Annotated in this window: 29 protein-coding genes; 5 read left to right on the top strand and 24 right to left on the bottom strand. The window is 50.8% G+C overall.

Annotation, left to right across the window (positions count from 1 at the left end; genetic code table 11):
* Positions 1-53: 53 nt before the first annotated feature.
* Both KO499_RS00730 and KO499_RS00725 read right to left on the bottom strand, forming a co-directional pair.
* Entirely contained in the window at positions 54-506 is a 453-nt protein-coding gene (locus KO499_RS00730) for a metal-dependent hydrolase (RefSeq protein ID WP_215981853.1), read from the bottom strand.
* Positions 507-519: 13 nt separating this feature from the next.
* Positions 520-993 carry a hypothetical protein gene (locus KO499_RS00725; protein WP_215981852.1) on the bottom strand — a complete coding sequence of 158 codons (474 nt, stop codon included), beginning with the start codon at positions 991-993 and terminating at the stop codon, positions 520-522.
* A 359-nt stretch (positions 994-1,352) separates the two neighbouring features.
* On the opposite strand from KO499_RS00725, the gene KO499_RS00720 reads away from it, so the two are divergent.
* The gene (locus tag KO499_RS00720; RefSeq protein WP_215981851.1) at positions 1,353-1,700 is read left to right on the top strand and encodes a hypothetical protein; all 348 of its coding nucleotides are present in this window, start codon (positions 1,353-1,355) and stop codon (positions 1,698-1,700) included.
* A gap of 220 nt (positions 1,701-1,920) precedes the next feature.
* On the opposite strand, the gene umuC is transcribed toward KO499_RS00720, so the two are convergent.
* The 4 genes from umuC to KO499_RS00700 all read right to left on the bottom strand — a co-directional run bounded on the left by umuC (position 1,921) and on the right by KO499_RS00700 (position 5,062).
* On the bottom strand, positions 1,921-3,201 hold the full coding sequence (gene umuC / locus KO499_RS00715) for a translesion error-prone DNA polymerase V subunit UmuC (protein WP_215981850.1): 1,281 nt from the start codon (positions 3,199-3,201) through the stop codon (positions 1,921-1,923).
* Positions 3,202-3,203: 2 nt separating this feature from the next.
* Positions 3,204-3,635, bottom strand: a complete 432-nt coding sequence (umuD, locus tag KO499_RS00710) for a translesion error-prone DNA polymerase V autoproteolytic subunit (RefSeq protein WP_215981849.1) — start codon at positions 3,633-3,635, stop codon at positions 3,204-3,206.
* A 408-nt stretch (positions 3,636-4,043) separates the two neighbouring features.
* Positions 4,044-4,424 (bottom strand): hypothetical protein, encoded by a 381-nt coding sequence (locus tag KO499_RS00705; protein ID WP_215981848.1) that lies wholly within the window; start codon positions 4,422-4,424, stop codon positions 4,044-4,046.
* Between the two features lie 5 nt (positions 4,425-4,429).
* Entirely contained in the window at positions 4,430-5,062 is a 633-nt protein-coding gene (locus tag KO499_RS00700) for a hypothetical protein (protein WP_215981847.1), read from the bottom strand.
* A gap of 228 nt (positions 5,063-5,290) precedes the next feature.
* On the opposite strand from KO499_RS00700, the gene KO499_RS00695 reads away from it, so the two are divergent.
* A complete protein-coding gene (locus KO499_RS00695) occupies positions 5,291-5,665 on the top strand; it encodes a DUF4870 family protein (protein ID WP_228339703.1) in 375 nt (124 codons plus the stop codon).
* 144 nt (positions 5,666-5,809) lie between these two features.
* On the opposite strand, the gene KO499_RS00690 is transcribed toward KO499_RS00695, so the two are convergent.
* The 3 genes from KO499_RS00690 to KO499_RS00680 all read right to left on the bottom strand — a co-directional run bounded on the left by KO499_RS00690 (position 5,810) and on the right by KO499_RS00680 (position 9,177).
* A complete protein-coding gene (locus KO499_RS00690; RefSeq protein ID WP_215981846.1) occupies positions 5,810-6,658 on the bottom strand; it encodes an ADP-ribosylglycohydrolase family protein in 849 nt (282 codons plus the stop codon).
* A 357-nt stretch (positions 6,659-7,015) separates the two neighbouring features.
* A complete protein-coding gene (locus KO499_RS19860) occupies positions 7,016-8,293 on the bottom strand; it encodes a tyrosine-type recombinase/integrase (RefSeq protein WP_215981845.1) in 1,278 nt (425 codons plus the stop codon).
* A 152-nt stretch (positions 8,294-8,445) separates the two neighbouring features.
* Positions 8,446-9,177, bottom strand: a complete 732-nt coding sequence (locus KO499_RS00680) for an ABC transporter ATP-binding protein (protein ID WP_215981844.1) — start codon at positions 9,175-9,177, stop codon at positions 8,446-8,448.
* Positions 9,178-9,629: 452 nt separating this feature from the next.
* On the opposite strand from KO499_RS00680, the gene KO499_RS00675 reads away from it, so the two are divergent.
* Together KO499_RS00675 and KO499_RS00670 are read left to right on the top strand one after the other, a co-directional pair.
* Entirely contained in the window at positions 9,630-11,234 is a 1,605-nt protein-coding gene (locus tag KO499_RS00675; RefSeq protein ID WP_215981843.1) for a KAP family P-loop NTPase fold protein, read from the top strand.
* Positions 11,235-11,644: 410 nt separating this feature from the next.
* On the top strand, positions 11,645-12,262 hold the full coding sequence (locus KO499_RS00670; protein ID WP_215981842.1) for a hypothetical protein: 618 nt from the start codon (positions 11,645-11,647) through the stop codon (positions 12,260-12,262).
* Positions 12,263-12,377: 115 nt separating this feature from the next.
* Here the strand turns inward: KO499_RS00670 and KO499_RS00665 are convergent, their stop codons facing one another.
* The 3 genes from KO499_RS00665 to KO499_RS00655 form a co-directional block, all read right to left on the bottom strand.
* Complete coding sequence (locus tag KO499_RS00665; protein ID WP_215981841.1) at positions 12,378-12,665, bottom strand: hypothetical protein; 288 nt, start codon at positions 12,663-12,665, stop codon at positions 12,378-12,380.
* 467 nt (positions 12,666-13,132) lie between these two features.
* Positions 13,133-14,008: a DsbA family protein gene (locus tag KO499_RS00660; RefSeq protein WP_215981840.1), complete on the bottom strand. Its 876-nt coding sequence runs from the start codon at positions 14,006-14,008 to the stop codon at positions 13,133-13,135.
* 89 nt (positions 14,009-14,097) lie between these two features.
* Complete coding sequence (locus tag KO499_RS00655; protein WP_215981839.1) at positions 14,098-14,832, bottom strand: hypothetical protein; 735 nt, start codon at positions 14,830-14,832, stop codon at positions 14,098-14,100.
* 261 nt (positions 14,833-15,093) lie between these two features.
* On the opposite strand from KO499_RS00655, the gene KO499_RS00650 reads away from it, so the two are divergent.
* A complete protein-coding gene (locus KO499_RS00650; protein ID WP_215981838.1) occupies positions 15,094-15,453 on the top strand; it encodes a histone-like nucleoid-structuring protein, MvaT/MvaU family in 360 nt (119 codons plus the stop codon).
* Between the two features lie 123 nt (positions 15,454-15,576).
* On the opposite strand, the gene KO499_RS00645 is transcribed toward KO499_RS00650, so the two are convergent.
* The 12 genes from KO499_RS00645 to KO499_RS00590 form a co-directional block, all read right to left on the bottom strand.
* Positions 15,577-16,020 (bottom strand): hypothetical protein, encoded by a 444-nt coding sequence (locus KO499_RS00645; RefSeq protein WP_215981837.1) that lies wholly within the window; start codon positions 16,018-16,020, stop codon positions 15,577-15,579.
* Positions 16,021-16,077: 57 nt separating this feature from the next.
* Positions 16,078-16,326 carry a hypothetical protein gene (locus KO499_RS00640; protein ID WP_215981836.1) on the bottom strand — a complete coding sequence of 83 codons (249 nt, stop codon included), beginning with the start codon at positions 16,324-16,326 and terminating at the stop codon, positions 16,078-16,080.
* Positions 16,323-16,598: a hypothetical protein gene (locus tag KO499_RS00635; protein WP_215981835.1), complete on the bottom strand. Its 276-nt coding sequence runs from the start codon at positions 16,596-16,598 to the stop codon at positions 16,323-16,325. Before KO499_RS00635 ends, KO499_RS00640 begins: the two co-directional genes overlap by 4 nt.
* A gap of 117 nt (positions 16,599-16,715) precedes the next feature.
* A complete protein-coding gene (locus KO499_RS00630; protein ID WP_215981834.1) occupies positions 16,716-18,134 on the bottom strand; it encodes a DNA cytosine methyltransferase in 1,419 nt (472 codons plus the stop codon).
* Positions 18,135-18,222: 88 nt separating this feature from the next.
* A complete protein-coding gene (locus KO499_RS00625; protein WP_215981833.1) occupies positions 18,223-18,876 on the bottom strand; it encodes a hypothetical protein in 654 nt (217 codons plus the stop codon).
* An 86-nt stretch (positions 18,877-18,962) separates the two neighbouring features.
* Positions 18,963-19,250: a hypothetical protein gene (locus KO499_RS00620; RefSeq protein ID WP_215981832.1), complete on the bottom strand. Its 288-nt coding sequence runs from the start codon at positions 19,248-19,250 to the stop codon at positions 18,963-18,965.
* A 356-nt stretch (positions 19,251-19,606) separates the two neighbouring features.
* Positions 19,607-19,990 carry a hypothetical protein gene (locus KO499_RS00615; RefSeq protein WP_215981831.1) on the bottom strand — a complete coding sequence of 128 codons (384 nt, stop codon included), beginning with the start codon at positions 19,988-19,990 and terminating at the stop codon, positions 19,607-19,609.
* 76 nt (positions 19,991-20,066) lie between these two features.
* A complete protein-coding gene (locus tag KO499_RS00610) occupies positions 20,067-21,926 on the bottom strand; it encodes a phosphoadenosine phosphosulfate reductase family protein (RefSeq protein WP_215981830.1) in 1,860 nt (619 codons plus the stop codon).
* Between the two features lie 105 nt (positions 21,927-22,031).
* Positions 22,032-22,418: a hypothetical protein gene (locus KO499_RS00605; RefSeq protein ID WP_215981829.1), complete on the bottom strand. Its 387-nt coding sequence runs from the start codon at positions 22,416-22,418 to the stop codon at positions 22,032-22,034.
* A 25-nt stretch (positions 22,419-22,443) separates the two neighbouring features.
* Positions 22,444-22,854 carry a hypothetical protein gene (locus tag KO499_RS00600; protein ID WP_215981828.1) on the bottom strand — a complete coding sequence of 137 codons (411 nt, stop codon included), beginning with the start codon at positions 22,852-22,854 and terminating at the stop codon, positions 22,444-22,446.
* Between the two features lie 131 nt (positions 22,855-22,985).
* Positions 22,986-23,471 carry a PilZ domain-containing protein gene (locus KO499_RS00595; protein ID WP_215981827.1) on the bottom strand — a complete coding sequence of 162 codons (486 nt, stop codon included), beginning with the start codon at positions 23,469-23,471 and terminating at the stop codon, positions 22,986-22,988.
* A 588-nt stretch (positions 23,472-24,059) separates the two neighbouring features.
* Positions 24,060-25,511: a toprim domain-containing protein gene (locus KO499_RS00590; protein WP_215981826.1), complete on the bottom strand. Its 1,452-nt coding sequence runs from the start codon at positions 25,509-25,511 to the stop codon at positions 24,060-24,062.
* Between the last annotated feature and the right edge of the window lie 110 nt (positions 25,512-25,621).

Below are 25,621 nucleotides of genomic sequence, written 5' to 3'. Positions count from 1 at the left end.
AGTAAGGCTCGTTAATACACACAATAGGGCGCTGAGCAGCTTGAAGTTCTGATCTAACTCGCAGCAAGCTTACTCTTCGCCCAGGTAAACGAATCGTGAACGACTTGTACGACAAACCAGAGCGTAAGCGGCAGCAGGATCAGAGATAGGGGCTCCATGAGCCCCGCGTAAAAAGGATTCCAGTGGATCGGATACAGTGGCTGCATCTCTGCGTGCACTAACATATCCAGAAGGACATGAGTAACGCCCCCCACGTAAGCACCAATGACCCATTTGCGCGAGCGGAACCCAAGCAAGGCCAAAATGCTGGCCAGCACCAAAGCCGCCAGCATGCTGTGGGTCATCGGCCCGTGCACTTCAGGTCGGTCAAGCCCAAATCCATAGTAGAGAATGGCGTTACCATCCATCCAAAGGTTGATGAGCGTGAATGAAACCACGCTGACCTTCCCAGGAAAGAAATGGTTTACGGGTGCGAGGACTCCGAAATGGAGGGGCGTTATCGGCATTCTTACTGGTTCCTCAGTTCATCGATGGCGTCAAAGAACCGAAGACTTTCTGTGCCTTGCTTAAACATGCAGGGTCATTAAAGACGTTTGTCACGCCCGCACAAAACACTTTGTTGTAGGTTGCTCCATCGATCCCGTAAAGCATCAACGCGTAATCTTTGACTGTTCCGGACTGAGTTTTCGAGCGCGTGGTGAATACGCTGGTGCCAACTGTGATCGCGTTACCTCGCTCAATCACAGCGGTTTGATAGCTTATCTGCGGCAGGTGGTTGAGGTTGAAGCCGCCAGCTTTGTATTGCTGGCGATAGCTTTGCATCATGTTGGATTTTTGGTTCTCTGACAGCGCGTCCACGACTTCAAGAGTCATTTCGACACCACGAAACCCTTCGTCCCTCGTACTTGTGTGCATCACATGACCCGCGTCTGGTTCGGCGAGTACCTGCGCTGACATGCCGGCTACCAATGAAGCAAGCGCCACTGCGCCCATGCTGACTTTTTTATGCGAATCATCACGTTGTACTGCCCATACCAAAGTTCTCAGGTGACATCAGGTTAATGCGGCTACATTGGCAGGTGTTGGATCGTATTGCAATTCAATGCCTTCAGATCATGCTGGTGCTTCAGACGCAGACAGGAGATTTCTATATGGAGAGGGAGAGGAAGCGGAAATGGGACGCCGGAAGAAAAAAACGAATGAACGACAAATAGGTCAAGCCTACAATACAACAAGCGCCTGCAAACTGACCGTCACCGTTTGTGCAAAAAGCCGCACAAACGGTACCAGTAGCCTACGGCAGTTGAGGCGGGCTTTGGCGTAAAAAGAAATTCAACAATGGAGCAGTACGAATGATAAATGTAGCCGGTTCACTCACCATCGAAGTTGAGGAAGTTGAGGAAGACATCAAAGTTGAGGAAGAAGGCGGACAAAAAGAAGAGCAAGTCATACAAGGTTCGGAATTTAGCTTAGAAGAAGATGGCTGGCGCAGCCTGGGCGATGGCTACCGCCAGTATGAAGCTCTCTTCATCTATTTTGGCGATGACTTCGAGATATCCTTCCAAGTCACATGTAGAGGCGGTCACGTCACCCGCTCCCCGTACCGCATTGATGGTGCTGTTACAATTATTGAGGATAACATCACCGTCGCATACGCTGGCAGCGGAAATGACGATGATGATTGGAATGCCTTCCATTAATACGCTAACAATACGCAGCAGGTAAATGGACCTGGGTGGGGAGCCGTGCTTCCACGGTCTCCCCGAATAACGGCATACTTGCAGGTGGTGTAACCAAGTATGGCTACGAACGCAGATCCGGAATAAATGGTGTGGTCGGTACAACAGGCGTTGCCCGTGAAAAGCAACAATGGGGTCGGGGACTCGACAGTTTAACCTCTCTGATCTCGACGCGATGCAATCAGCACTTTGCTATAGGAAGATCAGACCACCTTGTCGTGTATGCGGGGGAGAGGTTCGCCCGGCGCATTTGCCAGCTAGTGTCCTTATGCACCTGCCGACCAAACCGGACGGTGTTCTTACCTGCAATGCTGTTGATCTTGTCCAGTGTGCGCATCAGCTCCTGATCGCGCTCATCATCCTCGATTCTGCTGAAGAAATCAGACTGGCACGTACCAGGTACCCGAAAATCGGACAGCACGATTCCCGCTTTGTTGTACCGGTACCCATCACGCCAAAGCACCTGCGCCAGGCTAACGGCATGACGACAGATCTCTCGGGTGTCAGAGGTAGGATAAGGCAGCGCAATACCCTTCTGATTTGCATAGTGATCACCTGAGCGGTACCGGCTTGTCGACATAAACGTAGCCAGATAGCCGCACTCGCGCTTTTCTTTGCGCAGTTTCTCTGCGGCTCGCGTGGCGTGGTGGGATACAGCTGAAAGCATCGCATCGAGATCTGTCACAGGAGAACCGAACGACTTCGAGCACAGGATCTGCTTCTTGGCAGGAGCCACTTCCAATATGTCCTCGTGGCATGGAACGCCGTTCAGCTCCCGCACCGTGCGCTCCACCACAACAGAGAAGTGCTTCCGAATCCACTTTGGGTCCGCGTCGGCCAGCTGGAGACCAGTATTGATCCCCATGGCCGCCAGCCTTTTACTCAGTTTTGAACCAATCCCCCAAATTTCACCTGCCGGTACGAGGTTGAGCAGTCGACGCTGCCGGTCCCGGTCGGTCAGGTCGACCACTCCATGGGTCGCTGGATACTTCTTGGCACCGTGGTTTGCCAGCTTCGATAGCGTGGGGCTGGGCGCAATGCCTACGCAAATCGGCAGTCCGGTCCACTGTTTCACCAGGTCTTTCACCTGATGCCCAAAGTCCTCATACGACACCACCGATTCGATACCGGTCAGATCCAGGAACGCTTCATCTATTGAATAAGGCATGATCCTCGGCGCACACTCCGCCAGCGCTGTCATAAATCTAAAGCTCATATCGCCGTAGAGCGCAAAGTTTGACGAGCAGACAACCAGACCGCTCTTCTCAACATGCTCTCGTAGCTCGAAGATAGGCTGCCCCATTTTGATCCCGAGTGCTTTGGCCTCTTTATTTCGGGCAACCGCACAACCGTCATTATTACTGGCCACGACGACGGGTTTACCCATCAGCGTAGGGTTAAAGACTGCTTCACACGCGGCGTACATCGCGTTGACATCGCACAGAGCAAAAACCTGCCTCATGGTCAGACAGAATGCACCACGGTTGTTACCACGCCGAAAATCTCAAGCTCTGATTCGTCTCTGAGCGTGATATCCGGATAGTCATTACTTTCGGCCCGAAGCACTGGCCTATCCCGGTTGCTAAGGTCCAGTCGCTTACACAGGAATTCCCCGTCCACCGTGGCTATGACCACTTTCCCATGGGTATGAGGAAGGCTGCGATCGACCACCAGCACATCCCCATCGTGGATTCCGGCCTTTTCCATAGAGGTTCCGGATGCCCGGACGAAGAACGTCGCCGCTGGAGTACGGATACACAGCTCATCCAGCGAAAGGGTCTTTTCAGTGTAATCCTGCGCCGGGGAGGGGAACCCTGCTTGCACGGTATCCCCAAATAACGGCATACCAGCTCTTCTGCGGCCTATCGCTGGGGAGAACACTTCTTTGATTTGCATGGTAGTCGGATTCCTTTGCACTGTGTTTATATACAGTATAATTTGGCATTCCGAGACTTTCGATACCTTTCGCATGAAATGCTCCACCAATACAGAGCGGCCTGATGATCCTGAAGCGGAGAGTAAACTGTGTTTTTAAGCCATACCCGCCTTATCGAGACGGCAATCTGGTCGGTGTTGTAACTGGTGCCAGCGAGCCCGACTTGGTGAAGTGGCTGGGTATTGTCGACCGGAAAGCTGCAAGACGGGTACAGGGCGGGAAGGAAGTTGCGCTGGACTTCGTGGCTTTCCAGGCGGACCTGCATTCGAAAACTTACTGGTTTCCCAAAGGCCAATACATGGTGGGCTGCCAGCTTGAAGAGGGGGCTCTGGCCGTGATGGACGGCTCGAAGCCCCTTCTGAAAAGACTCAAATACGAGCCTTCTCACGATCAATCGGCAGATCTTCTGGCTCCAACGTCAGGGGGAGAGCATCATCATAATGCTCGTAGGGGATGAATCCCAGGCGAGTTGCCAGCTGAACAATAGTCATTTCACGGCCAAACTTGCGGGCCACCGCTGCCGCACCGGAACATACTGACACGTCGACCGGACGATAATTGTCATTCTCATCGTGGTTACGCCGATCGGAGCGATACACTGTAGCGTGGCATGGGAACGTTTCGTGTTCTCCGGAGAGCAGTCCTTCCATGATGCCCTCACGGCGACCCGGCTGGAGCGGGATCGCATTGTCATCGTTCCGGAAAGGGCAGTTGGCACATGGCTTTTTCACGGCAAACTGGTTCTTCATCGCGATTATTCTCCGAGCAGCAGGGCTACCGTATCATTCGATAGATCGACGTTCTCGAAAGCAGCTGGATCATCAGCCAGGTTTGCCAGCAAGCGGCTGCCCATCGCATGAGGGACGAATCCAGAGTTCAGCCATCGATTGAGGCGTTGGACGGATTCAGCTCGCGGGTTGAGAGCTGAGCCTAGCATCCGCAGGCGGAGCTTTCTCTCAGAGCCCATCGGAATGTGCCAACCAAACTCTGCCGCCAGCATATCAATCTCACCGGTATGAAAGCGTTCTTCGATTTCACTCAGAAAGAAATGGCCAGGATGCTGATCCATGACCTGCATTTTGAAGGTCGAGGCCGCACTCCAGGCTTCAAATTTGGGCTGGTTCATTGTAAAAATTGCCACCAACGCGACCGAACCACACCCGAAAGCAACGCGCTTGGCCAATTCGATTTTAGGTGCGACGAACGCCGAGATGATCAACAAAATCATTGGCCCGAAAAAAATTGCTGAGTAAACGGCTCTCGAATCCGTCACTTCATAGAGATTGATGAACTGTGAATCTGACAGAACCATATTGGCGATGAAGAGCAATACTCCCACTGCTAGCTGAAGAGCGATCATCCATCGAAATATATGGGCCCTTGGCATCCTTGTTTCCTCCGGAATTGGAATGTTATGTAGGATCGTAATCACATGTTTATTCTAACTTAGCCCGATTCTCGATAACGCAAGCGGATTTCCCAAAGTAAGTGCAGTTATTTCGCATCCACTGATCCAGTTGCATTTTCGTGTGTCAGGATAATATGTGGGTAGTCGTCTAATTATCGACTAGAACCCAAGCTCAAAATGAGTACAGCCAAGAAGGAAGCACATAGCATGGAAAATAATACTGTTGCAGAAAACCAGACTCAGACAACACAAGCCCCAGCTGGTATCAATCAGTCGGAAAAGCAGTTTTCTCTGATCGTCTACATCCTGCAAGCCGTCAGTATTTTCGTCGGAATTACCAGTATCATTGGTGTGATAATGAACCACGTTAAAAGTGGCTCCCTCACCGATCCGGTAATCAAATCGCACAACAGCTGGCAGATTCGCACCTTTTGGTGGATGCTGCTTTGGGGTGTGCTCTGCATGATCCTGACCACCGTAACCATGGGCATTGGAGCCTTCGTATTCCTGGTTCCGCTCATCTGGTACATCTATCGCGTTGTGAAGGGCCTTCTCCGCCTGAATGACGGCAAAGCGATTTAAGATATCACTTGCCTGAAAAACCCGCGTCAGTCTGATGCGGGTTTTTTTTGTCTCAAACACCGGGGCAACGAGAAACGGCAATCGCTTCAGCACCATTGAGCGCCTCGACAGTATTGTGAGTAGGTTGATCGAGATAACCGTCGATCAACCTGCAATGGCAGATTTGAAGCGCTCTAACAAAGAAGGCTTCGCGAGCGTTTGCTCTTTCTCGATACCGTCAAACACGATCTTTCGCCCAGATACTCTGTATAGATCTTCCATGAGGCCTCGCATTTCCATAGGCAACTTATCCCACGCCCAGTCACCCAGGGACGGCGGAATTCCCCAGATATTCTCAGCCATTCCGCCAGCCATACAGGCGATAGTGTCAACATCACCTCCAATCTTCACAGCATTGATCATCGCGTCCTCGAAACACTTTGCTTCCAAGACGGCGGCAATAGCCTTCGGAACCGTGTCATTGCAACGAAGCTCGAACTTCTGATCGGCCTCATAGTCCTTGATGCTCTGATCAAGCCGGTAATAGTCAGTGGTTGCTACAGTGCGCAAAAAGGATAGGTCCGGTTTTACCATAGAGAACCAGGTCAGGACTGCGATCGCTTCGGCTCCATTGAGCGCCTCGGCGGTATTGTGAGTGGGCTTTGTGTATTCACGACAGATCTTAATGACCTGATCTTGACCTGTGCACATAATAGCGATGGGACTGACCCGCATCGCTCCGCCATTGCTCGTTGATTCGTTGGCCCGAGCCTCTGGATTTCGGGCCCACTGGCTGAAACAGGCTCCATACCCACGATTCGGGTATTTTGCCCACCAACGGCGATACGAATCGGATGGCTCATGACCACGCACCAGGCTTTCAGCAACGGCCATGGTGAGCACAGTGTCATCGGTGAAATCACACACTGGATTCTTAAGCTCTATCGGCTCTTGCTGGAAAAGGGAACCCTCGAAGCGCGAGCCAACAATATCGCCAACGATCGCCCCGATCATTCCAGCAGCTCCTTTCGGTTCTGACCGGCCATTTGGGTACGCATGTCGATGTCGACGTTGCCCATGAATCCTTGTTGCGCGTCTTGCATGGCTTGTTAGGCTCCTCTCTATTGTTCAATCAGCAATTAAACGTTTCGATTGCACAAATTGTGAGCCAAGGAATCAAAGAATAGGGCAGGGTAGAAGTGAATTTTGAGGTATTACTCTCGCAATGTTCTCAGTCTTCTTCGTCAGCTAGCTGAACTCAGGATTCATGCCAGAGGGCTCCACGCATATCTGGTACGGAATGGTTCTGCACTTAACCACTTCACTCACGTCCATGGCTATTCGTTAGCCTTAAATCCCCTAGATTCATGTTCATACCTTTCGTGTGAGTCCGCTCCGATACCTGTCTGATGCATCGGCGTGGATGTATATCGACTCAGTAAACGCTACCGAGTCGTGCCCAAGGTCTTCCGATACATGGCGTATCGGGCGACCGGCATCGATATCCATGCCGGCTCCCGTGTGACGAAGGTAGTGCGTATGGTCAGCGATTTGCGTCATTTCCTTCGCATCATCCTCAAGACCCTCAGCTTCCATTCGTTTAGCAGCGAGCAAAAAGGCCTCTTTGACGATCCTCTCAAGCGTTCGCTTTCCGACTTGGCCAGTGCCATTTTGACGGGGAATCATCGGGATCTGCTCACCTTTTTCTGGTAATGGCGGGAGAGCCCTCCAGCGACGAAAGCGCTTTACAAAATATAGATAGCCTGAGGGTAGAGGGATATACCGTTCCTTGGAGCCCTTGCCCAGGATTTTTAAATGCCAATAACGCTGGCCATCAATCACCTTGGGCCGAAAGGCACTCATCGTTGGTGCATAGGTTTCCCCGGTCAATTCATTTCGCTGCGGTGCTAACTCTGACACGCGAAGGTAGAGTGTCTTCATTGTCATCACAACAAAGAGATGGCGCTCGTACTTGTCGTCCTCTTCGCAGGCCGCCAGCAATGATTCCTTGAGGTACCCCCATTGATAGTCAGTGAGCCGTGGGGCCGTGTCTTCGCCATTATCGTCTTCAAAGTTCTTCCGGCTGGTTTTCTGGTCCGCTTTGCGGGCGGATACCATCGGGCTGCGATCCAGATAATTGCGGGTTACCAATGTCCTGAAAAAGACGTGAAGCGTCCGCCTTGCAGCATTGAGCGTTTCCTGGCGAATTGCGTACTCTCCTCTCAACACAAACGCTTCCGACACAAACGGTCGCCAGTTTTCTCTGGAAACACGGACGCCGGAGCCATCTGACTTAAAGCTGTGAATGGGTTCTCCTCCGATCCAACTGGGGTCCGGGTCTTTGAGAAACTGCATGTAGCTATTGATATCGTCAGACGTACATTCCGCCAGCGATCGCTCGGAAATGTTCCAGAGGTACAAAAGGAAACGTTGGATCTCGCCCCGAAACCGGCTGAAGGTGCCCGAGCTGGACGCATACTCAATGAGATAACGAGCCGTTATCTGCCAATCACTAAATGCTGGGACTGGTCGTGACTCAAGATACTGTCTGAGGGAAGGGTAGTCGTCGAGCGCTAATTGCGACTCAATCAGTCGCTTGGCTGTGTCGAACAGTGGGTGAAGATTCACCACGGCATTCTGATCATTCACCGGTCTATAACCCTTTACGCTTTTTGAAAAGAAACCGTTCGCGCCGGGCGGCCCGGTTTTGCGAATGGCTTAGCGTGTATTCCCTCTGACATTTAGCTTTGCGCTTGCCGGAATAAAGCATTCTGATAGGCATGGACTGTCCTATTACAGTGTTACCCTGGAGTTCCACGATCCGGTTTAAGCTCCAGCCTGTCCATTCTGGCCATTGCCGCTTTGGCGGTCAGCTCCGGGGGCAAATCTATACGCATCTGCACCAGTAGGACCACGGTTATTCCATCTTCAAGCAACTGGCGGACCGTCGAAACGATCGTATCTTGATTGGCTAAGCCAGCCTCATCCACAACGAGTGCAGAGGCTTTTCCAAGAATGCAATCAGACAGGTGAGGGCGGCTAGTATCGTCATGAGCTCGACCCACCAGAAGGTCTAGGTACATCACGTCATGTCCGTCCTTCGCCAGCGCTCGGGCGAAAAGCGACTTACCCGAACCAGATGCGCCATAGATCACAAACAACGGTGGCTTGCAGGTTTGAGCACGCTCTGTAAAAAGCTGGTTCATGACAGCAAGATTCTTTGTTTGCTCAGGGAATCCACGGTCCCCACAGGAATCTGAGGTTTTTCGAGCCGTATATTTCGCATTTTGTACCTCTGCATGAGATACGACCCGACCATCGAATGCGGCGGACCATCCCAAAACCTGCAGGATGATCGCAATCGCCAGCAGCAGCCCCGAGAGCATACGACTGCCATTATCGGAATATTCTTCTGGAACGCCGAGCTCAGTCAACGCAAATGCCAAGGTATCATCGCCAACGCCAAACGCGCCCAGCAAACAAAAGACAGCGAGCCCCAGGAAAACGGCTCCAGCCAGAAAGGTTTTATTCATGATCGTTTCCTCCTGTTCATCTTTTTGACACTGGCTGCAGCAGTTGGTCTATACTGATGTCACTGCAAGCCGTCTCCGGCGAATTTTCCTCTCAGTTTTCGACCAAACTCCGTTTTTAATTTTAGAAGGGCGTAACCGCCCCGAACCAAAACTATGTGCCTTAAAGTCATATACTCCCAAGTATACGACTATGAAAAAATTTTGCACGCAGGGCGCGGGCCTGGGCCCTGATTTCTCGGCAAAAACACCAACTGCTGACTTTTCCGACACCAGGCATTGAATTCACAGCACTAAGAAACTGGTTCCTGACCGAAAGGTATTTACCTTCCGTACAAAGCACTTAAAGATTGCCAGTCCCTCCCATAGCGTCCTGAATCTGAACTATCCACGATAAGTGCTAAACTCAGAGCTCTTGTAATACGAATTCAATTTTTTAATTGAAAGGGATTTCTATGACTGCCGATATCGCCAGGCCTAAATATTGGGATGATGACAAGCTTAAGCGCTTTGAACAGGCTCAGTTATTAAAGTCATTTCTTGCCGAACAGTACGAACGAGGCTTTAAATCAGAAGATGGAAATAGATCTTTTGTGCTAAACCTTGATGCTGAATCGGGTTACGGTAAGACATTCTTCCTGGATCGATTTTCAAAGGATCTGGAACAAGAACACTTTGTGCTTAGATATAATGCTTGGGCTAATGATTACGCAAAAGACCCCCTACTCTCTTTTATATCTCAGATCGCTCGCGAACTAAGCAATTATATAAGCGAGCATGGCAGCGATACTAATACGAACAAACTTATTACGCATGAATTATACCAAAACGCCCTTAAAGTGCTTAAAACAGCCGGAAAGGCTGCAGCCCCAAAATTGTTAACGGCAGGAATTAGCACTCTGGTTCTCGGAATGCCAATAATGGCAAATTTTACTTCTGATTCAGAGACTTCTGGCGTGACAGATCCACATTCAGCCATCTCTGACGATAACCAGGTACTCATCAAAGAGAGCATTTCTGCCAGTATCGAAGGCGCTATGGCCAGCACTTCATCCGCACTGTTTGACGAGGAAAACTCGCGGCGAGCTGCTATTGAATCTTTCCGAAAAACGCTTGCTCGCGTTGTGGAGATACTAACGACAAAAACAGCACTTTCATCAAAAAAGGCACCTATTTATATACTTATTGACGAGCTGGATCGGTGCAGACCTGACTTCACAATTGAACTTATAGAATGCATTAAACATCTATTCTCAGTTGATGGCGTATACTTTATTTTCGCTACCGATGGGGCGCAACTACAACACGCACTTAGTGGGCTTTATGGCGAACGCTTTAACGCTGAAATATATTTCAACAGAATTTTCAACAGAGAAATTGGCCTTCATGTTCCTGACTCCAAATCCCTCGCAGAATCGTTAATTGATGAGTATGGGTTATCGGACACCGAGATATTAAATAATGCCTTCGTGTATTCATTTGAGAATGCAGATTGTAAAGCGACGAACATTTATGAGTATTTCACGATTATTTCAGATTATTTTTCATTAGATCTAAGATCTCAGAAACGGGTATTGTCAGCATTCAGCACCCTTCTTTTGGCCAGATCACATCGAGGTGAGATGACCCATACTATTCCTGCACTATTTCTAATTGTTTTATGGCAGCGCAAGAAATCTCTGTTTCGCTTTTTACATAAAGCCCCGGATCAGAAATCTCACAAAAGTCCAACTAGATTGCACGACTTAATGGATAGGTTTTCCTCTGTATCAGAGCATACACGATCGGACATTAACCTTAGCATCGAACTGAACAGTTCAGACAATGGTGGTCGCACAACAACCTCAATTGTCAGTGTGTTGAATGAGTTTTTAAGGATTCTTTCATACTCACCACAGCGTTTTAGAGTTAAATTCGAAAAAAATCATTCAAATCTCAATCATTCCAGTCCCAAAGAGCGCTATATATACGTGTTAGAAAGACAGGTTTATGAAGCCGGAATCAACGGGAAACGAAACCCATTGATTCTGTATTTTGAAGAAATAACTATGGTTTCATAAAACAGTAGCAAAGTTGAATATCAGAATACTTGCAATAATTGCGCACTGCCCTGCTGCTGACCGGGGCCGAACTCGACCTCATCATCGCTACGAGTCGTCATGTAATAGCGTCCTGAATTGCACTCCAATCATTCCCGGTGCATTCAACTTCTTTCTGGCGTGCCTGGGATTCCTCTTTTCCAGCGCTAACGTCCGCCACGAGGGTTACCAACTTTATTGCCACGCAACAAATCAAAGCGGAGTAAGTGGCAATATTTAGCATCCACTCCCCTCCTTTGCCGCCGCCTTGATGGCATGCTGTCTCAGTATCTTTCGGTATTGGGATTTTCGATGTGAATAGCATACCCTTAGACTTCACGAATAGTATCAACGGCTCGCCTCAACGCGAACCGAACCCCATAGGAGCAGGCATGGATTCAGTGGATCTTGCCGAGATCTTCAACCGTCAATTTGAGGAAACGACGAAGATTGATCAAGCTTTTGTAGAGCTCGCGATCGAGGTTTGTTTCTCGGTTCTTGTCCGGGATTTCGACGTATCAATCCCCTCCTCCTACCCAGTCGCCGATCTTGACCATGACTCACTGCTATCCAGGTTTTCTACCGGGAAATTCCGGCTTTTGAAGGACTACATCGAGAATCTTGACGACAAGTCTGCCAGAAATGCCATAGCCAGTGAGGCGCTTGGCCCTCCAGAAAAGAGCAACCTCCTCCCTACCCGCTGCATCGTTGGGGTAGAGGCTCACAAACTGGGTCGCCGGATTGTGCTCGAAGCAGAGCAGTTTTGTCTGGATACGGATGATCTGCCCATTACCCACATCCTGGCAACCGAACTACAATCTATTGCCGCCGAGCTGTGGCACACACCAATTCCGCGCTTCTGCGTTATCGATTCAAAGTACGGAGAGCTTCGCGGGTCCGGTATATTCAGCGCATCCCACGCGCTTGCTCAGCAGGAATTTATCGAGCCGGCCAGAGGCCTCCTCCAAGGTCTCTGGCAAGAAAATCCCCGCCAAATACTCACTATTTGAACTTTAAAGGTCCAGTATAAAGGCAAGGCGTTTACTCTAATTGTGGCTAAATTGCTCAACTAGGCCTTAACCCTTTGTATTGGGCCGAACTCCCCGACTCAGAATCAATACAATGTTATTGGATGTCGCTCTTTTCGAGCTTATGGAAGAGGTAGGCAAGAGGAGCCAGAATCACAACGATCACGGCGAACCACAGCATCTGGCTCTCAATATGCGACATGATCTGGGACGGTTCATCCTGATGGGGCCACCAAACCAGAGTGGAATACCCCAATGCGATGACACTCAAAGCCACCGCCCTCCCAGGGAACCCCTTACGCCAGGCGACCCAAGGGGTTCCAAGTAAGAGCAGTGTTGTAACCGCTTTTATCAGCCCAATCACTATGAAGAATGTGATATCCATACACTTCAAACTTTCCGCGAAGTATTATCTGCTGACTCTATTGCAACCTCACAGCGACTATTCTGGTTCATGCCCACAAGCGGGACATTGATCGTAGAAGTCTCTTGGGTTGTCATTGCTGCCACAGGCCGGGCAGATGTAATCGATCTCAATATGAGGTTCGTCATTCATCAACTCTGATCCGGGTTCTGTAAAGAGTTATCTGTGCGCGGGTATCGTCTCTTAGCCCAGCATCCAAACGCGAATGCAGCGACCGCAACCAATGAGCTACCCGCAAAATGTCGTGCTTCAAGTGGTTCGCCTGAAATGAGCGCTCCGATTAACGGCCCCAAAATGGCTACCATCATCAGACTAACGATGGCTTTTGGCCATGGCCCAGTATAGGTTTCCACTAATTCTGTCATAAAACGACTTTTCATCTTTCCCATTCCCGTGTCGACACAATGATGGATAGCCCTCCAGAACAACTATCCCTCGCTCTGCGCACGATTCTGAGCATTCGCCGCATCAACCAACTGCTGGACAGCATCCATTACACGGTTCGCCGGGACCGCACCTTTCAACTGAAGGACCTGATTTGTCCTGTTGTGAATTACATAGGTGGCCGGTGTACCTGTCACTCCAGCCTCTTGGCCAAAGTTGTAGTCTTCCTGTACAGCCAATTTTGCTTCACGCCCGTTAAGACATTCTTGGTAGGCTTGCTGGTCGAGCGGAAGCATGCCTCCAAGATCAGCCGGCTTGATACCTCTGCTTCCACCTTCATCAAAAATCAGCTGTGTAGCGATCCAGAAAAGTTTGTTATTTTGCCGAGCTACGCATTCTGTTGCTTCGTGAAGAGGACGTGCCGATGCATGCACAGGAAAGTGCTTCCAAACCCAGTTCACGCGGCCACCAGACTGATCAACCACATCCTTGGGCGTTTCGTGGAACCGTTTACAGTAGGGGCAATCAAAATCAGAGAATTCAACAATACTTACCTCAGCGCTTTCTGAACCGTAGATTTCAGATCCAGGCTCTACGTTCTGAAGCTCTTCTTTCGCATTAGCAAATGAACCTGCAATTGCCTTAAACGGACGAAGCATTTCTTCACGCCGTGCCTCTTCCATTTCAGAGCGGATAGTGTCCACCAGTTCTTGTGAGGATGCTGTGCCCTGCATCTGGGCCATCATTTCAGTTTGCTTCTCCAGGGCCGCTGTTACAGCTTTCATTTCGCCCTGATTCTGTTTTGCCGTGTTGAACGAGACAATGGACAACACGATCGCGGCGAAGACCCCTGCAACGATGACCGCCATCAACACCTTGTTCGGACTGCTCGGAGAAGTTGCTTTACTTGGATTCGACATTGTTACCTCTATGGTGGTTTGCGTCACTGGGGATAGCTTACTTGCACCCGACAAAACGCAACTTCCGAGAGGCTGTTAAAAATTACCGACTACTCGCCTTTTTTTGCTGTCAGAAGCGTGTCAGTCCTCACGAACACAGTGACCAGGACATAGGCATCAGCATTGCGAATAAAGCCGAAGTGGATCGGCTCAGTCGGATGTCGGTATAGATCCAGTACCCCGTCTTCCCCGTATTTGCGCATCTTTTGGTCCTGCACCTTCTCTGGAATCGCTACGGGAGACAGATCAGGGGATATGAGTCTGCGGACCAATGAATCAAAAGGCCGATCCTTACTGCGCTCCTCAACTCGCTCTAGCCATCGCTCATAAGCATGATCGGTTATCTGAACCTGCCCCAGCACGGGCGTCTCAATCGTTTCGTGTGGTTCGAGGTTCAGTTCAATCGTTCTAGTGACTGGGGTCTCAGCATCCGGGAGCATTGTCTGTTTCGGGTTCACTTCGAGGTCGATACCTTGCAGACGCCCATTTAGGAAGCGGCTGTATTTGATCATAGACGTAATTTTGCTCTTGCCTTTCATGGCCTTCTTGATCGCGCCCTTTGTTACAACAGCCCGGAACCCGTGACCCGATCTTGGGACTGGGTTGAAGAGGTTGCTATGAAGAATCAATTCGCGCAGTACCGCCAGCTCCGCCAAAGCTTCAACATTTGTTGCATCGAAAGGCATGGTCACCTCGATGGCTCCATTCTTCTCCTTTCCCACGTACCAGAGCACTTTGGCACTTCTCTCTCCAGCTCGAATGGCTTTAACATTAACAATGTTCATATATTCTCCAACGAGGGCTGCGACAAATCTCGCGACTCAAACGCAACGTGTGAAATTTGACAAGGATGATACCTCAAACCGAACTTTCGCAACCCACCTTATGAGTATTTATCTGGCCGCTTGATATCATAGACTAAATGAAATACCAGTCTTATCACTTCCTCCTTGCTTTGCGTGCGCTCACTATATTCATTAATATATTCTGTTCTGAATGGACTCCGAATATCTTAACGTTTAATTAATATTAAGTAAGGATCAATGATGTCCAAGATTAATGAGTATTACCAGAAAAAGAACCTAATTAACCAACTGACAGAAGAGCTAAATGCTCTTGAAAATGACGTTGAGTTAAAATCTGAGCTTGAACTCGAAAATTCAATTCGAGATTTAATGTCTGAATACGATAAAAGCCCAAAGGATATGTTCAAGGTTCTGTGTAGTATCGACCCATCGATCAATAACGCGGATAAATCCTCTGGCACTAATCCCAAGCGCCCAATGAAGACATATAAAAACCCTCATACCGGAGAAATAGTCAAAACCCGTGGCGGAAACCACAAAACGTTGAACGAATGGCGTGCTAAGTACGGAAAGAGCGCTGTTCAGAGTTGGGCATCCTAAGCCTGATTTGGGCGTCGAGCGCACGATCTACAGCGCGGGATGCAAATCCTTTCGACAACCCCCACGAAAAAACCCAACCCCGGAAATCCGGAGTTGGGTTTAATGATTAAGTAGGGCTTGGTCTCACAGTACAGATGCTATACCGAGAGCCGCACCGATGATTCCGAATACCAGGCCGCCAGCCCCCATGTGGGTTGCCAGTCGCAAGCCCCAATCTGGATGCTTCAGGTAATATTCGAGAACCGAGATGTATCCGGCCCGATACACGCCGATCTGAGCCTCTGCTCCAGGTGAGATACCCAGTGCATCGAACGCATCATAATCGGCTGCAATCGCAGTCGGTGAGCGGATGTCCATACTGCCGCTGCCTATGGCAAAACGGAGTGTATGAGCGCCAGTTTCCTCGTTAACGATACGAACTGGCTCCCGCCTTTCTAATTTTCCGCCTTTACGAGAGCTCACAGAGCCGATCCGCGAAGAGTGCACACGCACAATCGAGGATACAACTCCGGCATCTCGCGCCGGCAGTCTCAGAACCGTGTTGGCTACAAAGAGTGCTTTTGCCATTATGTTCTCCTTTGTTGATGATCTACAGCGCTCCTGAGAGCACTGCAGACCTTGGGGTTACCAGTACAGGCCTATATCGTCCTGTTCCCGCCATTGCTGTATCCGTTCCTCGATAGAGGGCTCCACGCACCCCTCAAATTCAGGAGCATGGGATGGATGGAACGACCGGTGCCAGGTGATCAAATCGTTATCTACATCGAGATAACCATGTTTTCCGGTAGACGGCTCAAAGATGTACTGCCAGCGTCTTCCATTAATCACCGAGATAGGCTCTGTACCTCCACATGCAGGTACCACGTCACTCATGCCGCCAGCCTCCGCTCTTCTACGCCGTAGAAGAAAATCATCTTCTCCAGCTTTCGAAGTGAGTATGAGCTCAAGGTTCTGAGCCCAAGCGTGACACTGAACCGTTCGTGAGTCTTGGTAATGACCAAGGCCCCAGGATAGATCAGTAATTCGGTTGGCGAATTTTTGCGGATCTCCGGGAAGGCAGATTCCAGCCCGTGGGTCCGAACAAATATGAGCGATTCCTCGCGTGTAAGATGTTGCGCACTGCTACGAAAGGTTTCGAAGTCCATGATGTTTCTCCAGTCTGGGGAAGCAGCCGGGCCCAGGGCCCGACTCAACTCCCGAGTTGATGATTTGCGCAGATCTGACTGATCCCAGTTCGACCATACGCTTTGTTTGAGTTTGGTTTATGCGGCCTTCGGAAAAGCCGCAGTTTCCTGTTCTGCCATAGCCGCCTTTTGCAGCCCCTCGCCAATAGCAAAGCCCGTGGCCTCAAAGACTGGGAAGACGACACTTTGGCCCAGCACTTCGTGCAGGGTTGTGGTGGCCATCCACTCAACCTCAACGAGGTCTTCGGGAATACCTTTGACGCGCAGGTGCTCTTGCACTGTTAGCAAGCGTGATAGCAATGGATCAGTGGGATGTTGGATGAATGGATCAGTGCTTCTGGCCTTGTTGTATTCACGGGTAACAGTTGCGATATGCCCCTCCTCACCAGTGAACAACTGCCGTCTAAAGCCTTTGCCAGCTTTAATATCTCGCTTTTCCTTCTCACGCAGGTAGTCATAGGGCTTCCAGCGTTCGTCATCAAGCGGGATATCTTCCAGCACATCACTGAGCTTTGCGGGCTTGGTCCGAAGCGGAACCACATTATCAAGGTCGATAAAGTCCTCCAGTCCTTCAGTCACCGCAACCACACAAAGACGGTCGCGATTTTCCAATGCACCAAACGTACATCCATTCATGATTTTTTCCTGCACTACATACCCGAGAGATGTGAGTACCGACCGGATCACAGCCATGCTGGCCGTGGACTGGTATGGCTTCACGTTCTCCAGGATTACCAACGCAGGATTGGTTTGCTCAATCCACCGTAAGGACTGAAAGAACAGCGCACCAGCAGAGTCATGTTCCTCTGGCAAATACGTCCGTTTTTCCCCTTTGGTGTCGCGCATCTTAGCTCGACCCGCAGTGGACGCCCCGGTACACGGGATGCCCATCACACAGATATCTGCCTCAATGGCACGATCAAGACAAATATCCTGAACGGGGGCCTCTATCAGCACCGATTCTTCTTCGAATAGATGCGAATTGCGTTCCAGCGACAGGTCGAGGTACTTACGCTCTTTTTCAACGGCTACCTGGACAAATGTGCCCACGCCAGCTCGTGCCAACCCAGAGTGGATTGCCCGGTCCAGAACCCCTCCACCATGGAAAATGCTATGGACCGCCAGCTTGCGCTTCTCTGCAACTTTTTTGCGGATTCGCTCAAGCCGTTCCTGTGCTGCTGCTTTGAGATAGTGCTTACGAATGACGATTCGACCTTTTCGGATCGTCACACGAAGCTTTTCATCCTCATCAAACCATTTCGCCAGTTTTTGCGCGTTAAGGTCGATCAGAGGCAGAGAACCGCCGTTCCGCTTCTTCATAGAAACGCTGCGTTTACCACCAGTGACTTTGATGAGAGTCAGTCGATCACTGTTTGAAGCATCCACGCTGTAGGTTTCGCCAACTCGGAAACCTTCACGTTCGAGTTTCCGGCCTTCCAACCAAATCCTCGGGGCGTTCTTGTTGGTACCAACTTTGGTAATGATTACTGCAGTCATTGTGTAACTCCTTCATAGGCTGAAGGGGCTCACACACTCCCCCCGACTGGGGAAATGCGAGAACCCCAGTACGGGTATTGAGAAAGGTTTAGAAGTACAGTCCGGGGCCGGTGTCGACTCCAACAAACTGACTCTTAGGTGGGATTTCCTGCCAGAGCTCAACGAGAGACATTGGCTCTGGATCACAGCTGGCATCGAAATCGATGGTATCGGGAAGCCTGGCGTTCATATCGAACGTCCGCGCTAAACGCAGCGCCGGCTCCCAATCCTCTATTCCCCCTTCACTGTTGATCACAAGCAGATCCGGGATGGAATGATTGACCAGAATTAGCATTGCGCATACGAGCAGGTCGTAAGGCATCCGATTCGTCTTACATGTTCTCATCCCAGGAGCGACTTCACGATCTGCCTCGGGGGATAGACAAGTTAAAACGAACGGTTCTGATCCCAAATCTCCCTTGCCGTCAAAGATGATGGCCGGGTGGCCACCCATTGTTTGAACGACATTGGGTTCTTTATGGTTGATATTGATCACCGTGTCCGTGAACTCATTGATCGAGGTTTTTTCACGTTCTACATAGGTTGCGATTGCTCCTCGGAGAGGATCGTTTACACAATACCCTCCGGCAGAGTTACTTCGCATAGGAGTATTCTCTATGAGATACACCGCGATGTTCTTAATGATCCTCCACTCGCTGGTGGAAGGGGCACGGTTTTTCGTGAAGTGATGGGAATAGCCCATAGCATCTTCTCCTTGTTTGTTCCGCTACACCAACCCGGAGGCTCGTGCGGCAGTATGTTGCTTAAGCTGCAAGACCAATCAGCAGATCAATGCGGCAATGGTGTGAGGGCTGACTCTTCAGGCTGCTCACGAAGTGCTGCCCAATCGCCACAACCAACAGACAGTTGGCCGTACACAAGGGGGAAGTGCTCACACAGCTTTTCGACAAGCTGCTCCGGATGATCTTGAATGATCCGGAGTGCTTTGCTGAGCTGGTTTGTCTCTTGGGCGTGGCTATAGACCACGGCCCATTCGGGACAAATGAGCGGGGAATCCCCAACGAAACCGAGTTCCTGATTACTACTCAGATTCCAGGCGGTGATGTTCTTAGACATGATATGTCTCCGGACTAAGCACGGAGCCACCCCATACAGGGAAGGCCCCGTATGGGTTTAGGTGGGATGCTGTGCTTGCAGTTACGCCAGGTCAGCTACCTGATTCGTGCCAGGGGCACAAAATTCGTTTTTGCCGGAACGCTCAGAGAACGCGGCGGCGAAAACAAACTCTCCTTATGCTACCCAGGATAGTGCATAACGCTTTTACCGGGTGCAGAGTGGCTGCGAAAAAAGTGATCATGCAGCTCGCCTGAGACCCACTAGGGCCCCAGACGATCCTGCTATACCAACTTCTTCTTCCGTTTCTAGTAGATGCCGGTTATAGGCCCGAAGGCCCATAACCGGTCACTGGCTGTTTATTGTGATGAGGCTTCCACCATCAACACAGGGCTGATCTCAACCCAGGAGCCGCATCCATCGCAGACCCAGATGTTTCCGGGATAGTACGGATACAGTTTGAAAACCTGCTCCACAGCTTGGTCACTGTTTTGAAGCCTGCCCTCAAAGCGCAACTCAGTTGCAGAATGCTTAGCAATTTCTCCAGCAAACACGTATTCGTTAGCCCGTGAACGCAGGGTCATCACAGCCTCTGATTCAGTGCCTTTCAATGACACTGACTGACTATTGCCAGGCATTAGCTCCAATTGCTCAAAGGCCACCGTTGAATCCGTGCAGCCATGAATCAATCCGGCGCTCAAGGCGACTGCGATTGAGAGTTTTGAGAGTTTTTCCATCATCATTTCCTCTGGTTGGTCCCGCGCAGGAGCCAGGAGGCTCCGAACGCGGTTGGGTTGAAGCGTGAAGAAATTCCCGCTTTTATGCCGCAGCCTCTGCAAACAGATCCAGATTGAACTGGTCGTCTACATTGGCTGCGATTTGACGCTGATGCTCTTCCATCAATTGGAAATGCTCAGCTTTGGAGATGGAGTGATCTCGGGCATAGTCCTGAATGTCCATCACATTCAAGTCCTGCCCCAGACGTATCCAGTGCTGTGCACGCCGGGCGATCTGATCGTAGGTAGCAATCTGCCCCTTCCCTACTTTGACCAGGCCTCGATCCAGCAGATATCGCACGCCGTCGTAGTTCTCCAGTGCCAGTGTTTCGAAGTAGATGTCTTCGAATTCGAGTAAAAACAGGTTCGCCTCTGCACCATCGATGCTCAGCTCATCTCTTTCCTCGAAATAGGCCACCCTTCGGGTTTCTCCGGTTTCCGGATCTCGATACGCGCCAAACGGCGGTCGATCGGGACGGCGAGCCGGGTTTTTCGCTTCGCCATAGGCGTTACGAAGACCATCGATCTTCCACGGGTGCTCGTAAGCGCCGATGTAGAAGTACCGTTTTTCCGGCACAGGAATGCGCAGGTACTCATCCTCCCCAACCTCCGGGATCTCATAGCGACGACCCAGATGGACTACTTCATACCACTCCCTGAGAGCTGGAAAGGCATGACTGAATTGACCGTAAATGCCCCAGGCGAAATCGATCGCCAGCAACATCTTCGGTGTAATCCATTCGAATTGGGGGTGCGCGAGACGCCGATTTACCGGTGTATCTGGTATGTCGCCTCGATGCAAAGCAGCGCTGTGCTCCTCCGCCCGCTCCTGCTCTCGAACATCGAGAGTGAGCATGTAACGAAGCAGATCACGCCGCATTCGGGATGAGTAATTGTCTGGACTGAGAGCAACGTAGCCAACATCAGAAATCCGACGCTGAAACCACTCGCGACGATCGAAATCGTGCTGTGTTCTAACGATGAAGTTCCTTAGTCGATTGATACCGTCCAAATACCCGAAGGTTTCCGGCTCGGACTCAATCATTGCACTCATACTGCGGTCCTTTTTCCCCGCGACGGTGCAAATTCCGCAGCCATGGCGCGAGCCACAAGCTGCCTTATTGCCACCGTCTCCAACTATCACAGCACAGGTACCTTCATTTGATGCTTTATACAGCGCCAGGGTGTGCTCGAAGTTCGGGACGTAGGTGGCGTAAACACCGTTACGTTCGCTGTCGCAAGCCATCAGAAGTTCCCAGATATCCGTCATTTCCCAATCCGCAATGCACGCATTGGAGTAGAGTGCCGTTTGGCCCTCCTCCGGTACCAGAGAGGTTGCTGAGTGACCCGCATTTTCCATTCGCTCGTTTCGCACAGCTGATTCCGCATTCCGGGTGCCCACCAGGACAACCAGATCTCGACCTTCGCCGGCTTGCTTACGAATGCGCTTAAGTGCCCTTTGCTGGGGTTTTACTTTCCAATCAACCGAACACTCACGAGCTTTAGAGTCGACAAATCGCGGCAACTTGCCACGTCCGACTGTCGCATACATGAATGAAGCCGAAAGGCTGGGTTCCGCCAGCACAACCTCCACGTCAAGATTGTGCTGCTCAATGAACCGATCAACAAACGACAACATTTCACCGGTATAGCTATCCATCGCTGGATTTTCGATACCGGTATTTGAATGAGAGATATAGCACCGGGGCAGCGAGATGCCTTGTGCCTTCGCTCGCTTCAACGCCTCAAAGAACAGAACCAGAACCACGGAGCTGTCTTTCCCGAAAGATGAGGCAGTTGAAAGTGCATATCCCCTTCTAAGAAGGTCGATTAGGTGATTGATCACCGGCTCGGCCTTCTGCTGGATACGTTCATATCTTGAGTTATGAATTTGAACGGTCATGACGTTCTCCTGTAGCTCAGGAGAGCACGCCAACCCACTGAGGGTTAGCGCACCCTCATGGGTTGTGAGAGTTGGGACTCTCAGGTTGATGTGTGACTTCGCCGGCTAGCGGTCACGATTATGGTTATGAAGGCCGTTATACTCAGCCGCTTCTGCTTCAAGGTCCAAGCCAAGCTTTACCTTGTGAAAAGCAGTATCGATTGCATTAACTGCATCGACGTGTGGGTAGAAAGGGAAGGAAGACCGAGGCTTCTCCCAATAGTCTCCAAAGTGGCTGAACAGATCTCGTATGGCCAAAGTGCTGCCGTACTTAAACGTCATCACAAACTGGCGAGAAAAATCAGTATCCTCGCTGGTTTTGAGTACCGCTTTCTCCAGCAGGTTTAACCCGTCCGTATGGCCTGTAGCCTTCAGATAGAACCGAAGGCCATTCAGCGTCCCGGTTAGGTTGTAGGGATTGTTGTGCCGAACATCGTCAGGATGGTTCATCATTGGTTTCTCCACGTTGGTTTCTCAACTACAGGTCCGCCAGCGTGGGCATAGGTTGCTCGATCGCAGGTTCAAAAGGTGCGTCACCCCGCTGGAAGCCTTTGCAGGGGTCGGGGGCGTCGCAGGCCGCCCCAAGGTAGTAATCAGTGATTACGCCTTTTGGATTGGCCGGGCCTTTCAGAAGCAGATCGAACAAGAGTCTGACATCCAGGTAAGATTCAACACCATCGATCTCGGGTTCATCCGAGACGTAGTAAATCTGTGCTTGGAAGTCATAGAACGAGGATTCCGGAATCGGGTCTACTTTCAGATCCCAGATCGGAAGCAAATAGCTCCGAGTCAGGACAACTGTCCGCAGGGCGGTTTCGAGCTTTTCCCGGACGTTCTTGGTGAGTTCGTTAGACGATTTCAGGTCTACGAATAGCATCATTGATGACATGGAAGGTCTCCTTGATTAGAGGAGCTCCTCGCCCCAACGGGGCAAAAGAGCCCCGATAGGGTTTGATTTGCTGTATTTGCTCAAAGGCCGGGGGCAGCTCCCCGTTTCGTGCCAGTGGCACAAAATTTATATCAAACAGTGTCGTTTGCACTGATCGCTTTATCCAGCGTGATACCGTCAAGAATTGTGGCGGGATCTTTCCCGCTCAACTCCGCCAGGTATGTCTCGACAGCGCAGGCCTGCAACTTCACATCCTGCTCGCGAAACAGTGCTTTCTGGGGATGAAACTCTAGCCCAATTCTGTATTGGCCTTCCCATTTAATGCGATATCGCACTGTCGCAGGCATTCCGTGGAGTTTCAGCTCTGTTTTATCCGATGCTCGAACGTATAGACAAACCTCATCGCCTTTTTCCCAGATTGGAACGGAGACCTTAAGGCCAGCACCACTTTGGTTGAAGTCGATGCATTCTACGGCCATTTGCTTCTTGGCTTTCCAGCGTGGAGTAATGAAGCCTTCAAGGGCAACTGCACTGTATCTGGGTGTGGCGCTTTTCTGCTGGTACCTTCGTTCGATTAAATCCTTGATCGAGGCGAGGTTAAACTGGAATGGCGGCATTGCGATTTCCTGCAGTCGAATTTGATACTGCCTATCTTACGACTCTGAAAAAACCTTTTTAGAAAGTGGCTGCTGTTTAAGTGACGAAAGCTCTTTTTTCTCGGTACAAAAAAAAATCCCAAGGTCATGAATGACCCTGGGACTTTTCTGGCCGATGTTGCCCAGCGCTGTCCAATAAAGGAACGCTGTACAAATTAATCGGCGGTAAAACCAGATCGGGCCAGTGGACCGAAGTCCCGGACCCTCTCTGTTCTGCTCTTTGCGCTCGATTCGACATAATACCTCCTCATGCGGCGGCGTTGATTGATTCAGCTTTGAGAGCTTCATAGACCTCTTTCGCTGCATCAGCGTAGGGACCAACAAATGCCGCCTTTTTACAGGCGACACCTGATGTTTCCCTATGTATCAACGCTAGCAATTGTTGGTACCGGTCACGTTTCTGCAGAAGCGCGTCCCGAATGCGTTTACGGTACGTGGCCTCGGACCCCTGCCACCCCGGAGGCGGGGCAAAGGGGGCCGGGACCACCCGGCTCCGTGCTAAGCGCATTGTAGTCAACCAAGTGCTGCGAACGTTTCACTGTAGGTTGATCAGCTGACATGCCGGTGACCTCCCTGTGGTTTTCTGCACAGGTTCATTAGGTACTCTTTGCGGGGAAACCCGAAAAGACCTTGGCTAATCAGCACGTCGTTCCAATCAACACCTTTGGCTCGAATCGGAATCGGAACAGCCGGAAGCATGGTCACCACTTTGATGCCCCGTGGTTCCAGCCGCTCCCGCAGAACAGCATCAGCGAGTTCGCCAGCTGCACTGCGATCCTTATCTGCCCAGTGAACAACAACCTTTGTACCGGCTGGAGGCTCAAACCCCTGAAGGATTGAGCACGAAACCAGCGACCAGACCATTTGGCCGGTTGCTCGGTAAACCGACAAAGCGGTCTCCAAGCCTTCTGCTACTCCAACAACACCATCCTGAGGTTCACCGAGGCGAATCGCTCCTCCAACTACGTCTTTCTCGTTGGGAACAGGCATCATTTTCTTAGCAGATGGTACTCGGGCTTTTTTGCCGTTTTTAGTGAGATAAGTACGATGCAGAGTTACCAGCTTTCCGTCCTTATCCCTGATGGCCGCAATAATTGCCGGATGATCACCCAGGTTATTGCCGTCTTCATCGCGGTACACCAGTTTCGGAACAAACCGCAGGGAGTGAGTCAGGTTCAAGCCTCGTATCGAGACTTGACGATTCCTCATGTACGCCCTTGCAGGCTCCGCGCCCGGTGAATCTAGCGTAAGCGCGTGGTCCCAGAGTTTCTCGATTCGCTCTACCAAGTGTGCCTGATAGAGTTCATCGCGCTTCCTCTGCTCCGCCAACTCCTCAGCTGTTGCCGCGAGCCATGGCTTAGCCTTGTAGATATCAGCGATCGTTACCGGAGGAGATTGCTGCTCTTCTACCGGCTGTTGCTGAGATTGCGGCTCTGGTGCCACTGCTGTGCTGACCTGTGCCAACTCCGGGCCTGATTTACTCAACTCCGTTGCCTCATTAACCGTTTCCGGTTGAGACTCTTGAGCCAAGCTACTTAGGTCCTCGTCGGCGAAGATTGCCATTGCTTCTTGCTCAATGGCGTGACCGTATTCAACGGCGCTTTGAGTCGGAGCTGGCTCCGTCTCTTCAGGTGCAGTTTGAGCAGCATGCTGGTTGTGCTTTTGTTCCCTTTCAGCTCGGGGGACAACCTTCTCCATCTGGAGGAATCTACCAATGTGCTCCTTCGTTTCTTCGAAGTCCCAACCGTGGTAGTCCATGAGGACGTTGAAGCCCTCGTTCCAGCTGTTGCATGTGCAGATTGCACCGCCTGTTTCGTTCACGTCCTTAAAGACCCGAAACTTCTTTCCCTTACTTACGTGACCGGGCATCGGGCATGTCACATGGCCACGACCCTGCTTTTGTAGCGCCGGCTCGATCTCAGGGATCATGGCTGCCAAGATGGCAACCCAGTTTCCTCGGGCTTTTTCTCGGACTTCTTTGGTGGGATAAAATCCAGACATAGTGTTTCTCCTGTTAGTTTGGGATTCCAGTCGAGGTATCCCAAAACTCCCCTGGCAGGGAGGCTTAGGGATACCCCGACCAGAGGTTTAACAGGGGAAACTATCCCCAG

The organism is Marinobacter sp. F3R08 (genome assembly GCF_018860425.1).
GTDB lineage: Bacteria > Pseudomonadota > Gammaproteobacteria > Pseudomonadales > Oleiphilaceae > Marinobacter.
The sequence above is the reverse complement of the archived record's forward strand: the minus strand, read 5'-3'. Positions and strand labels throughout refer to the sequence as shown.